Here is an 11,922-nt window from a genome sequence, read left to right as displayed (position 1 = left end):
CGTGATTGAATTGAAAAAAAGTAATTAAAAAGCTTGCGTTGCTAAATTTACAAATGTAAACTAAGTTTATTAAGTTTACAGATGTAAATTAATGGAGGAAGAAATGGTAACGACAAAGAAGGCGGAAATTAGTCCGGCTGAGTGGCAAGTGATGCGGATTGTCTGGACGCTAAAGGAAGTCACAGCCCAGGATATTATTGATGTGATGCTAAGGAAGACGAGCTGGACCGAGTCGACGATTAAAACGTTAATCGGCCGGTTGGTCAAGAAGGGCTACTTGGCTAAGAACGATGAGAGTAGACCTTACCTCTACACTGCACTGGTGACGGAAGAGCTGACCATGGAGGAGCATGAGAAACAATTAATTGCGAGTTTTTGTGCGCACCATGTTGGTTCTGTATTGACGGATGTCTTGAGTGACACCGAATTAACTAAGTCCGATATTCAGCGAATGATTGTGATGCTGACTGAGAAAGCCAAAACGGCACCAGAAGTTGTGCAGTGTAACTGTATTTAAAAATTGAGATTGCGAGGAAATTATTTTGGATAAAACGAAACCAATGAAGATGGATCACGATCACATGGAACACGAGCAGATGGATCATTCGATGATGAATCACGGCGGAATGGATCATAGCCATATGCACCACGGTATGTCCGGGATGGAGCATATAGGTAACTTGAAGTTGAAGGTTGTTGTATCCTTTATTCTCGGAATTCCGATTCTGTTGATGGCACCCATGATGGGTGCTGAGCTACCGTTTCAATTCACATTTACCGGCTCGAGCTGGGTTGTATTAGCTCTCTCAACAATCTTGTTTTTTTATGGTGGCTGGCCATTCATCGGCGGTGCCTACGAGGAATTAAAACAGAAGAAGCCGGCAATGATGACCCTGATAGCAATGGGAATTAGCGTGGCCTATTTCTACAGTGTCTATGCCGTAATTAACAATGACTTGCTTGGTCGACACCCCCATGTGATGGATTTCTTCTTTGAGCTGGCATCATTAATCATCATCATGCTGCTAGGTCACTGGATCGAAATGAATTCGGTCATGAAAGCTGGTAGCGCACTTGATCAGTTGAGTAAGCTGGTGCCAGATGTTGCCCATGTGCTGCACGAGGATAATCAGATTCATGACATGCCCGTCGCAAGCCTACAACAAGAGATGACTGTGTTAGTTCGTGCCGGTGAGAGTATCCCCGCGGACGGCGTTATCGAGGATGGTAGTAGCCACGTCGATGAATCACTCGTGACTGGCGAGTCGCGTAAGGTGGCTAAGCAAATTGGCGATCAGGTCATTGGTGGGACGATTAATGGCGATGGTACACTGACAATTAAAGTTACCCAGGAACAAGGTAAGGGCTTCTTAGCCCAAGTTTCAGAACTAGTCATGAATGCCCAGTCAGCTAAATCACGTGCCGAAAATTTGGCAAACAAGGTTGCTGGCTGGTTGTTCTACGCTGCCTTGACCGTCGGTATCGTAGCCTTCTTAATTTGGCTCCCAACTAGCGGTCTCTCGAAAGCTGCCTCGATTCTCGTGACCGTACTTGTAATTGCGTGTCCACATGCACTTGGCTTAGCGATTCCACTCGTGGTATCGCGTTCCACATCTATTGCTGCGATGAAGGGTCTCCTGATTCGTGACCGTGATTCATTAGAGAATGCCCAAAAGATTGAGTATGTTTTGATGGACAAGACTGGTACTCTGACCGAGGGTGTATTCGAAGTTACCGCAATCAAATCGTTAACGGATAATATGAGTAAAGATGAAGTTAGTGCGCTATTTGCAGGACTAGAGCAGAATTCCAGTCACCCGATCGCCCAGAGTATTGTTGATTATGTTGCGGCCAAGGGAATTACTGCCACCAAATTTACGGACGTCGAAACCGTTAAGGGTGTCGGGATGCAGGGTACTTATGAAGGTACAAAATACATGATTGTGAACAGAAAGTATCTGGAACAGAATCAGATTAATTTCGCGCAGGTAGAATATGACCAGTTAGCTGGTCAAGGTCTGTCTGTGAGCTTCCTGATTGCTCAAAATGAGGTCCTCGGAATTATCGGTGTTGGTGACAAGATTAAGGAGAGTACTAAGGCCTTCATCAAGCAGTTGAAGAATCGTAACCTGATACCGGTAATGTTGACTGGTGATAATGCTACTGCTGCCAAAATTGTGGCGGACCAGATTGGCGTGACGGAATTTAAGGCTGAATTGCTCCCTGATGATAAGCAGAAGATTGTTGCACAATATCAAGCTGCCGGTCATCGGGTGATGATGGTCGGTGACGGGGTCAATGATGCACCTGCACTTGCACTGGCTGACATCGGGGTGGCAATTGGTGCCGGAACAGACGTGGCCATTGATGCTGCGGACGTCATATTGGTGAAGAGCAACCCAACGGATATCTTGAACTTCCTGGATCTGGCAAAAGCTACGAACAAGAAGATGGTTGAGAATCTCTGGTGGGGTGCAGGCTACAACATCCTTGCCTTACCACTAGCTGCTGGTGTATTAGCTCCAATTGGCTTTATCCTGAATCCAGCTGTTGGTGCAGTGTTGATGTCTTTATCGACAGTGATCGTCGCCGTTAATGCGATGGCTTTAAAGGTCAAAACAAATAACTAGTGATCGTGTTAAAAATTAGTGTGTGTTAATAACTCCCTAAAATAAGGGCCGCCATATTGGAATTTGGATTCCTGTATAGCGGCCCTTTTGGTTATCTGTTTTAGAGCGTGATATTATTCGTGTCGTCGTGATCGTTGTAGAAGCCTAAGTGGGGAATGCTTAGTGTGACGGTCGTACCCACGTACTCGGTCGATTGGAGAGTTAATTTATGGGCCAGTTTCTTCGCCATTTTAGAAGCGAGGTAGAGGCCGAGACCAGTCGACTTGGTGTTCTGCTTGCGCCCATTCGAACCGGTGAAACCCTGCTCAAATACCCTGGAGAGATCTGCTTTCGGAATGCCAATCCCATTATCCGTCAACGAAAGGGTTACTTCCTGTGGCGTGGTTCTGATGGTGAATTCAACCTTGCCGCCCTCCGGAGTATACTTGATGGCGTTACTCAGCAGCTGATTCAAGATGAATTTAAGCCACTTCTCGTCTGTTAGAATCGTGGAATCCGTACCCAGAATATTGAAGGAGATTTGCTTATTTAAAATATAGGTCATGTTCTCGATGGCGACGTCCTTTACAATTTCCTTCAGTGAGTACTTAGCAATGATGTAGTCGTTTGAGAAATTTTCGAGACGGGAGTAGTAGAGAACCTGTTCCACTAAGTGATCGATTCTGGAAATCTCTTCAGTAATCTGCGCACTTTTGGTTTCAGGGATGTTTGTGGCAACCGATTCATTCAGCAGTTGCAAGGCTGAAATGGGTACCTTGATCTCGTGAATCCACGTGTTGATGAACTCTTGCTGGTTGGCGAGTTGCTCGACCAACTCATTATTGTTAAGCCGGCTGTAGTCAAGGAGGGCATTGTAGGCAGCCTCGTATGCTCGATTAGTGTTGGTTTGGGCTAAGTTTAAGCGTTCCTCGAATCCCTTCTCAGGGTGCTCTGTCCTATACTTTAGCTCCTCGTAGAAGTTGCGTCTGGACCAATAAAGCACTATTAGGAAGAGAAATAAGAAGACAATACTAAGTAGATCCAAGTACAGCAGGCCGAAAATACTTGCCTTTAAACTAGAGTCAATCCAAATAATGAGGTTCAAAAAGATGAGACCGAAGAGAAAGCCCAACACATGGGTTAGATGGTCTTTGAAAAAACGCCAGAAATTCATAAATGCTCCTTTTTATCAGGGAATAATATAGCCCTGACCAACTCTTGTCTGGATGAAGTCAAGTAGCCCAACCTGTTCGAATTTCTTGCGTAGACGGTTAATATTGACTGTCAGCGTGTTGTCGTCAACGAAACGCTCGTCTTCCCACAATGCTCGGAGAAGACTGTTCCGACTGATAATTTGGCCGTGCTGGCGTAACAGATACTGTAAGAGCTTATATTCGTTCTTTGAGAGCTCGATTGTTTGTCCCTGAAACGTTGCCGTACTATTAGATAAGTTCAACGTGAGACCGCCGTGGCTGATTGTTTCGGCGGTCTGTTCAGTGTAGTTATATGTTCGTCTCAGGAGTGCGTTAATCTTGGCCATCAGGACTTCTGTAGAGAAAGGTTTAGCGACAAAGTCGTCGGCGCCTAGGTTCATGGCCATCACCATATCCATATTAGTGTTACGTGAGCTGATAAAGATAATGGGAATTTTTGAGACCGCCCGAATTTTCTGGTTCCAGTAGTAGCCATCAAAAATTGGGAGGTTAATATCCATTAGAACCAGGTCCGGTTGCTCACGTTCAAAAATCTGCATCACGTTGTTAAAGTCGTCAATGATGATGGCTTGCATGTGCCATTTATCGAGCGTCTCAGAAATGAGTTCGGCCACGACAGCGTCGTCCTCAACAATCATAATTTTATACATAATCCACCTCTGCCCTAATTTTACCCGTAATTACCGGTTGTGGCTAGTTAGGTATCCGATGTTTTTTCTGCTAAAATGAGCGTAGCAAGTGATTGAAAGTCCTAATCGAGGTTAGCAAATGAGCATTATTGAGCTGCGGCAAGTCTCAAAGACATACGGAATAAAGAAAAACCGTTATAGTGCGGTCAACAACGTCAGTTTCCGGATTGAACCAGGTGAATTCTTGGGCATCATGGGACCTAGTGGTGCGGGGAAGAGCACATTATTAAACATGGCGTCTACGCTAGACTTTCCCACTAGTGGTACCGTCTTGTTGAACGGAAAGGTGACGACCGGCTTAAACGAGCGCAAATTAGCGGATTTTCGTAAGAACAAATCAGGCTATATCTTCCAAGATTTCAGCCTCCTCGAGAATTTAACCGTGCAGGAGAATATCGAGTTACCATTATTGGCAGACCATGTTGCTGCGCGTGAAGTGTGGCGGCGTGTGAGGCAGGTGGCCCAACTGTTATTGTTAGAGTCTGTTTTGAACCATTACCCAAGTGAGCTTTCCGTCGGCCAAAAGCAACGGGTCGCGGCCGGACGGGCCATTATCAAGCGCCCCGCAATTATCTTTGCCGATGAACCAACGGGGAGCCTCGATTCACGGTCTGCTACTGAGCTGTTGCAATTCCTGTCGGAGGTCAATCAAAAAGAACAGACGACCATCATGATGGTGACGCATGATCCGTTCACGGCCAGTTACTGCAAACGGATTATATTCGTGCGTGATGGTCAGATTTTCTCCGAGATCAACCGCGCGGAAAGTCGCCAGGATTTCTTTGAGAAAATCATCAACATGCAAGCGGTCATTGGTGGGGGCCCCAAACGATGATTATCAAGTTTGCGCTGAAGAACATCAAGCACACCGTTGACCACCTGCCAATCTTTCTGCTCTCAGTTTCTTTCTCGATTATGGTTGCCTTCTCGTTTTTTCAAATTAGTATGAATGACCGAGTTAAGCGAGAACTGGTGGAAAATGTGGGCATACTTGGCAATCAAGGGCTAGCAACCCTGATTTCAATCCATTACTTCATTATTTTCTTTATCTTTCTGTTCGTTCTCTATTCCAATAACTTCTTCATGCGCCAGAAGAGGCGGGACGTGAGCGTGCTTTTATTTGCCGGCTTCTCCAAGCTACAAATTGCCAGTTACTTCATGGTTCAGATTCTAGTCATCGGCCTAATCTGTCTGACTGCCGGAATTGGCCTTGGCTTGATTTTCTCCCGCCTGATTTACATGTTTCTTCTGAAATTAATGGCGCTGGACATTGCACCAATTCTTAGCTGGGATTTACAGGCTGTGCAGGAGATGGCCGTGTTGTTTGCGCTCGCTATGCTGATTCTATTCCTAAACATCATCTATCACATCACCAAAAATAGGGCTTCATTTATCGTCGATAAAGAGACCCGCTTCAAGAAACCAAAGGAGAATTGGCTAATTCAAGTGCCGTTTGGGCTATTCTCCCTCTTCGTTTTAGCCTATGAGTTGTACTGGTGGCTGGCCGATTTGCCGTTTCGGATGCAGCATAACCTGACGACGATTAGTCAGGTACCCGCCGTGATTGCCTCCTTTAGTATTGTGGCGTGCTATGGCTTCTTCAAGTGGACGTTGCCACTCATGATTAATCTTGTGAAGAAAATGCGGTTGCAAAATGATGTGCAATTGATCTGGTTGAATAATCTGAAGCAGTCGTTGCTGCAGAACAGCTTTGTCCTCACGATTATTACGTTGACTTCGATTGTCGCACTAGCTATCTTTAGCGCACTTTCGTACGCTTACCCATACCGCCAACAACAGATACAACGGGATTCGCCCACACAACTTTCCATCACAGCGGCTAAGCTACCGGCAGTGGAAAAGATTGCGTCACGTAATAATGTGAAGCTCAGTAAGCGTGGTGAGACGAAGGTCAAAGTACTTGTGGATCAAAATGGTGGAGAATATTCTGCATGGAGTTTCATTCAATTTAGTTCGTATAACCAATTTATTGGCCAGATGTTTCATAAATTACCCGTACACCTTGAGCCAAATGAGACGATTTTCCTTTCAGATACAGGTGAGGACAACCCGCCTGCTGCCGGTCGGGCGAATGCCAGCGAGTTTCTCCTGCGAGCGCAGATTGCAACCGGGACGCCAGAGCTGAAGATTACTGACCAATCAAAATACTTTCCAATGGGACGCTACATGTATTTCTCAAATACGTTGGTGGTAACTGATGGATTATTTGCTCAAATTACGCCCCAGTACGAATATCGAGTGCTTGGTTTCTCGCTAGAGGGTGAGCTGACAACGAAATTTAAGCGTGCTATGGCTCAACTTAGCAAGACGGGAGAACGAGACCCCGTAGTTTATTTGGGGTTGAATAAGGCAGATAAAGTGCAGGTAGATACTTCGTATGACATGGAGCACTACATCGCAAGCAAACAGGAGTTTAATTTCCTTGAACAGGAAAATGACCGTTTCAAGCAGCTGATCGGGTTAGCGGTCTTTGTTCTCCTGTTCCTGGGCTTGCTCCTAGTTCTCGCTAGTGGCAACCTGTTGCTCCTGAAACTCCAAGATAGTACCTTTGACAATTTGCACGACTTCCGTATCTACCGGAGGATGGGCGGTACTAAGCGGGAGCTCAAACGAATTTTGTTGCGCCAAACGAGCATCTTCTTTTTTGCCCCCGTGTTCATGGCGGTGATTGCCAACCTGGCATTTTTACCCGTGATGACGGGTGAATTCAAGGTCGCGGGCTATGTCTGGCCAATCGTTGTCTACATCATCTATATTACGCTCAATAGTCTGTTCTATTACATTGCTTACCGCAATTTTGATACCTTAATTTATAAATCCGTGATTGAAAAGAAAGGGGATTAAGATGCAAGTTACAGTTTTAGGGATATATGGTGGTTACCCATACAATGGAGTGCCTAGCAGTTCGTACCTCGTACAGGCGGGTGACTTCAACCTTTTGCTCGATGCTGGGAGCGGCTCGTTGTTGGCACTTGAGCGGGTCCTTGACCCATTGCAATTGGATGCGGTACTACTAACGCACTATCATCACGATCATGCTGCTGATATCGGTGTCTTACAGTATTATTGGCAACTACATCAGGGAACGAGAAAGGAACCAATCTTACCAATTTACGGTCATGATCGGGATCCACTCAACTTTGCCAGTCTAACCCTGCAAGGGGTGACTGAAGGACGCGCTTATCATGACTACGCAGCAACCAAGATGGGGCCGCTCACACTGACTTTTCTCGAAACCAAACATCCGGTTCCGGCTTTTGCCGTTCGCATCGAGGATCAAACGGGTACGGTTCTAGTCTTCACGGCGGATACGGCGTACTTCAACGAATTAGTCGAATTCAGCCAGTCAGCTGATCTGCTGATTACGGATACGAATTTTGCTGCTGCTAAAACAGGGCGGAAATGGCATATGACTAGTGTTGAAGCTGCAACTTTAGCAAAAAATTCAAATTCGAAATCACTATTGTTATCTCATTTGCCCCAGCAAATTCCGCTCGCACAGATTTTGACAGAAGCGAGTGAAGTCTATCCCGGAGCCATGCTCGCACATCCCGGCCAAACGTACTCCTTACCAAAAGACTAGACCTTTTGAATGAAATCGAGCGGAAGTAATCAATATTATAAAAATAAAACTATCTAAAAAATTTGCAAGAAATTCTAATGGATAGAAATAGCTCAACCACGCCGTTTAATAAATAACGGAGGCTCTTTTATTTGGAAAAATACTAACTAAAAGAAAGCAATTTCAAAAAACTATAGTCATACCAATTTTTATGTTGTATAATATAAATATGAATTAAGGAAAACAAGTTAGTTTTTGTAAAGGAGTGTGAGTTTTATGGTAAATCTATACACATCACCAAGTTGTACATCTTGCAGAAAAGCTAAATCTTGGCTTAAAGAACATAATATTCCATTTGTAGAGCGTAACATCTTCTCCAATCCACTATCGAAGGACGAAATCATGCAAGTATTGCGCATGACTGAAGATGGCACAGAGGAAATAATTTCTACCCGCTCTCACGCCTTCCAGAATCTTGGTGTCTCGATTGATGATCTTTCAATCGATAAACTATTGGATTTAGTTGTGCAGAATCCTGGCCTATTAAGAAGACCAATCATCATGGATGAGAAGCGGCTCCAAGTAGGTTATAACGAGGACGAAATCAGACGTTTCTTGCCAAGAGAGGTAAGACAACTTGAGCTGCAACAGGCACAAGAGTTGGCCGGATTTTAATGACTTTTAAATGCGATAAAAAGAGAAGCTAATGGCTTCTCTTTTTTATATTGGAGGCTAAAACTTTACTTTTAACACGAACAATGTAGAATATGTGTAAGATAAGAGGTGGTCAATTTGGAAATGAAACGTGTCAATGAAAATACGATTCGGGTTGTGTTGGGCGCTAAGGATCTTGAGGAGCGCGGAATTACGATGCTCGATTTACTAGGTAATCAGGGTCAAATTGAGAACTTCTTTTATAGCATCCTGTCCGAGGTCGATAGTGAGCATGCATTCGCAGATAGCGAAGCCGTTACCTTCCAAGTAATGCCTAATACCAATGGCCTCGAGTTATTGATTAGCAAATCAGGTGTTAGAACAGGAAAGAAGAGTAATCAGCAAAATAATCTCTCGCGCCAAGAAATATTGCACGGCTTGGATGAGCTCTCGCTTAGCAGTGACCGGCTCACCACTATTCAACAGGAGGATCATACACCGGAGCTCGCGAGAACCTATGAGTTTGCTCAGTTTGAAGATGTTATTGGTCTAGCGCATGAACTAAAAGTTAATGGATTGACATCGAAGCTAATGGTTTACCGGGATGTTTATTACTTAGAACTCACATTTGAAAGTGCTGACTTCAGTGAGTTGACGGCAACGGATGCGTGGGTCATCAGTAACGAGTTTGGGTCAGTGGCTGCTAAGTCGTTTGCCGAAGTCAAGGAAAACGCTAAAGTGCTGTTTGAGCATGATGCGCTCGAGAACTTACGCTACTACTTTAACTAATCAAAAAATAATTTGAGAACAAACAGTCAATTTCATTAATGGAATGACTGTTTTTTTGCGTACTTCTAAGTGAGGTAAATAAAATGTATGCAGCACTATTAAATGAGGAGTTGGTCACGGCGGTGGCTGTTTTCGCCCGCGATAGCCAGTCTATTCAGGAGCAAAACTTCGTCTGTCCTAATTGTCGGAAACCAGTCCAGCTGATTGTTTCTGGGCGGTCCGGCCCGTTTTTTAGACACCTCAACACGCGCTTTCGAACAGCTGAGACGCCGGAGCATGAGCTGGGTAAGAAAATTATTTTTACAGCAGCACGAGCTCTTGGCTTGGCGGCAAAGCTCGAGGTGCCACTAGCAAACGACCAGATTCGAGCGGATGTGTACATTGAGACACTCGGACAGACTTACGGCGTCGAGTTACAATGTGCACCATTAACTACGGCTGAGTTTAATGTACGCCATAACTTTTACCACGACGCTCGGATTAGTGATGTTTGGCTGCTCGGAAAACGACATTTCTTGCACCGGAAAATAAAACAAATTCACTTAGATTTGCTCCGTACCAATGCAGACTGGGGTAGTTATCTGATTGAGGTCGATTCATTCGGCCATCTATTCAGGTTGAAATACAATATTCAACAGGATGATTTGAGTAGAAATTGCCGTTATCAGACACAACAATTTGCATTAGATGAACAGGGACTTCTAGCCTTAAAGCAGTTTCGGCCACGTAAACTGCTCAATTATCGGTATGATTATGTGGCTGGCAGTAATTACTTGAAACAGCAGGTCCGCCAACAGACTGCGCTCGGTAAACAGCTGAGTTTGCTATGTTATGAGCGAGGTATTCCTGTGCTGGAACTGGCTGAAAGCGAGCTGGTAGGCTACCGCAAACCGGGTAAAGATGTCTATCTCCTAGCGAGGATTGCGCAAAAAAGGGTAAAAAAATAGCCAGTTGACTGGCGTTATTAGTTTAAAGAACTGTTAAATTACCGTATCTCTGCTGCATATTATTGTAGCTGGTGGCAAAATCATTTGCTTCAAACTGGGTTAAGATAATTTTATTAAGGACGTCTGGTTCGACTAGGCCCTCAATTAACACGCCACAATCATCATCTTTCTCGTAGTTGAAGATGATGGTGGTTGGTGTGGTCTTAACGTTTAATTCGGTCGCTAGGTCAAAGTCAGCATCCATAGCTTGCTTGCAATAGCGGCTAGCACGATTGGCGTTGAATGCTTTCAAATTGATGTTTAGTTCACTTAGAATCCGGTGGACCAGATTAGTGGAGTATGGTTCATGGTGGACGTTAATCGCATTTTGGAGGCGGAGCAGGAATCTGCGGGCCTTCTTGTTACCAAATAAGGAGACTGCGTGGTAGTCACGGAGTGCATTATAGGTCGCAGTAGCTACTTCGTTATGGACCTCAAGACTAGATAATGATAGTCCGCGACGCTTGATGTCTGCCCGAATGGTCTCGATATTCGAGATTGGAATTACGTGGTATTTGACCTCTTGCTTGGTTGATTTGATTGTTTGAATCACTGCCTGCTCATTCTTGAAACAAGCAACGCCGATTGGATTGACAAACAAAAAAATTTCAATCATGTATTATTTCCCTCCAGGTACATCTTTAACAAATACACTCTAACAGATTTTTGTGAAAACTAAAAGTAAAGTAGCTTTTAACGGTGTGCTAAAGCGCGATCACGCTTATTTTGAATTGGTTTTTGAACTATGTGAAATTTGTTTTGCAAGAAATCAAAAATGAATTTCAGCTTCGTGGAATCCGTTCCCTCGATTTCCAGCTCGTGGTCGGTCGAACCATCCCGATAAGTTGTCTGGTCGACCGTGATTAGTGTATCATCTGGTCCCAGCAGAATGGTTCGCTCAGTTGTGGCGGATGCGAAATTAACTAATTTAATGTCTGCAAAATGCTGGGTAAGATAGGCGCCAACTGTCCCGGCAAACCCGGCAGCTGTGCCCTTTATTAGCGACTGGGCAGTTTGATCGTTAATCCGATCTGTGATTTCTATGAGTTGTCTGCCGGTAGCAGAGCTTCCGGTCAACGGCAACTTAAGCGTCTGGACGAAGGAGTGGGCAGTTAGATCATGGCGGATTCTGAGCCCAATTTGGGCATTGTTTAGTTCAAAGTCCGGTGAATCGAAGTAATAATTGGTCTGACTGACCGTGTTTTGTTTCTCGTAGGCAGCAATCAATTTGTGGTAAGTCGTGCGATCGATTAGCGACTTTCGTTCTTGTTCGATTTCTTTAGTCATATGTCACCTCGGGCTAAATATAATGTGCGAAAGTACAACATTTTTGCTTCAGCAATAGTATAATACAAACTTTGGTTTTGAATATGGTAAAATTAGATGATTGTAAGTAGC

12 protein-coding genes are annotated in these 11,922 nt (G+C 44.5%); 8 read left to right on the top strand and 4 right to left on the bottom strand.

What is annotated here, in order from left to right:
* Nucleotides 1–103: 103 nt before the first annotated feature.
* Nucleotides 104–517 carry a CopY/TcrY family copper transport repressor gene (locus FC62_RS02640; RefSeq protein WP_054745865.1) on the top strand — a complete coding sequence of 138 codons (414 nt, stop codon included), beginning with the start codon at nt 104–106 and terminating at the stop codon, nt 515–517.
* 25 nt (nt 518–542) lie between these two features.
* Nucleotides 543–2,630, top strand: a complete 2,088-nt coding sequence (locus tag FC62_RS02635) for a heavy metal translocating P-type ATPase (protein ID WP_236693761.1) — start codon at nt 543–545, stop codon at nt 2,628–2,630.
* Nucleotides 2,631–2,730: 100 nt separating this feature from the next.
* On the opposite strand, the gene FC62_RS02630 is transcribed toward FC62_RS02635, so the two are convergent.
* Together FC62_RS02630 and FC62_RS02625 are read right to left on the bottom strand one after the other, a co-directional pair.
* Complete coding sequence (locus FC62_RS02630; protein WP_075362817.1) at nt 2,731–3,783, bottom strand: sensor histidine kinase; 1,053 nt, start codon at nt 3,781–3,783, stop codon at nt 2,731–2,733.
* Nucleotides 3,784–3,798: 15 nt separating this feature from the next.
* Nucleotides 3,799–4,473, bottom strand: coding sequence for a response regulator transcription factor (locus FC62_RS02625; protein WP_054745867.1), 675 nt, complete (start codon nt 4,471–4,473; stop codon nt 3,799–3,801).
* Between the two features lie 118 nt (nt 4,474–4,591).
* On the opposite strand from FC62_RS02625, the gene FC62_RS02620 reads away from it, so the two are divergent.
* The 6 genes from FC62_RS02620 (at nt 4,592) to FC62_RS02595 (ending at nt 10,485) form a co-directional block, all read left to right on the top strand.
* A complete protein-coding gene (locus FC62_RS02620; protein WP_057890703.1) occupies nt 4,592–5,347 on the top strand; it encodes an ABC transporter ATP-binding protein in 756 nt (251 codons plus the stop codon).
* Nucleotides 5,344–7,377: an FtsX-like permease family protein gene (locus FC62_RS02615; protein ID WP_056945950.1), complete on the top strand. Its 2,034-nt coding sequence runs from the start codon at nt 5,344–5,346 to the stop codon at nt 7,375–7,377. Before FC62_RS02620 ends, FC62_RS02615 begins: the two co-directional genes overlap by 4 nt.
* 1 nt (nt 7,378) lies before the next feature.
* On the top strand, nt 7,379–8,116 hold the full coding sequence (locus FC62_RS02610; RefSeq protein WP_056945951.1) for an MBL fold metallo-hydrolase: 738 nt from the start codon (nt 7,379–7,381) through the stop codon (nt 8,114–8,116).
* A 255-nt stretch (nt 8,117–8,371) separates the two neighbouring features.
* The gene (gene spxA, locus FC62_RS02605; RefSeq protein ID WP_054745870.1) at nt 8,372–8,770 is read left to right on the top strand and encodes a transcriptional regulator SpxA; all 399 of its coding nucleotides are present in this window, start codon (nt 8,372–8,374) and stop codon (nt 8,768–8,770) included.
* Nucleotides 8,771–8,893: 123 nt separating this feature from the next.
* Complete coding sequence (locus tag FC62_RS02600) at nt 8,894–9,538, top strand: adaptor protein MecA (RefSeq protein WP_236693767.1); 645 nt, start codon at nt 8,894–8,896, stop codon at nt 9,536–9,538.
* Between the two features lie 83 nt (nt 9,539–9,621).
* Nucleotides 9,622–10,485: a competence protein CoiA gene (locus FC62_RS02595; RefSeq protein WP_056945952.1), complete on the top strand. Its 864-nt coding sequence runs from the start codon at nt 9,622–9,624 to the stop codon at nt 10,483–10,485.
* Nucleotides 10,486–10,507: 22 nt separating this feature from the next.
* Here the strand turns inward: FC62_RS02595 and FC62_RS02590 are convergent, their stop codons facing one another.
* Nucleotides 10,508–11,140: a DsbA family protein gene (locus FC62_RS02590; protein WP_056945953.1), complete on the bottom strand. Its 633-nt coding sequence runs from the start codon at nt 11,138–11,140 to the stop codon at nt 10,508–10,510.
* Between the two features lie 77 nt (nt 11,141–11,217).
* Entirely contained in the window at nt 11,218–11,811 is a 594-nt protein-coding gene (locus FC62_RS02585; protein WP_056945954.1) for a CYTH domain-containing protein, read from the bottom strand.
* Nucleotides 11,812–11,922 lie beyond the last annotated feature (111 nt).

It is taken from the genome of Amylolactobacillus amylotrophicus DSM 20534 (assembly GCF_001434555.1).
GTDB lineage: Bacteria > Bacillota > Bacilli > Lactobacillales > Lactobacillaceae > Amylolactobacillus > Amylolactobacillus amylophilus.
Note: the sequence above shows the minus strand (reverse complement) of the source record. Positions and strands in the feature narration are given on the sequence as shown.

Excerpts from the sequence above, each read along its gene's own strand:
- FC62_RS02630 (WP_075362817.1), bottom strand. The coding sequence starts at position 3,783 with ATGAATTTCTGGCGTTTTTTCAAAGACCATCTAACCCATGTGTTGGGC.
- FC62_RS02640 (WP_054745865.1), top strand. The coding sequence starts at position 104 with ATGGTAACGACAAAGAAGGCGGAAATTAGTCCGGCTGAGTGGCAAGTG.
- FC62_RS02620 (WP_057890703.1), top strand. The coding sequence starts at position 4,592 with ATGAGCATTATTGAGCTGCGGCAAGTCTCAAAGACATACGGAATAAAG.
- FC62_RS02595 (WP_056945952.1), top strand. The coding sequence starts at position 9,622 with ATGTATGCAGCACTATTAAATGAGGAGTTGGTCACGGCGGTGGCTGTT.
- FC62_RS02625 (WP_054745867.1), bottom strand. The coding sequence starts at position 4,473 with ATGTATAAAATTATGATTGTTGAGGACGACGCTGTCGTGGCCGAACTC.
- FC62_RS02615 (WP_056945950.1), top strand. The coding sequence starts at position 5,344 with ATGATTATCAAGTTTGCGCTGAAGAACATCAAGCACACCGTTGACCAC.
- FC62_RS02600 (WP_236693767.1), top strand. The coding sequence starts at position 8,894 with ATGAAACGTGTCAATGAAAATACGATTCGGGTTGTGTTGGGCGCTAAG.
- spxA (WP_054745870.1), top strand. The coding sequence starts at position 8,372 with ATGGTAAATCTATACACATCACCAAGTTGTACATCTTGCAGAAAAGCT.
- FC62_RS02610 (WP_056945951.1), top strand. The coding sequence starts at position 7,379 with ATGCAAGTTACAGTTTTAGGGATATATGGTGGTTACCCATACAATGGA.
- FC62_RS02585 (WP_056945954.1), bottom strand. The coding sequence starts at position 11,811 with ATGACTAAAGAAATCGAACAAGAACGAAAGTCGCTAATCGATCGCACG.
- FC62_RS02590 (WP_056945953.1), bottom strand. The coding sequence starts at position 11,140 with ATGATTGAAATTTTTTTGTTTGTCAATCCAATCGGCGTTGCTTGTTTC.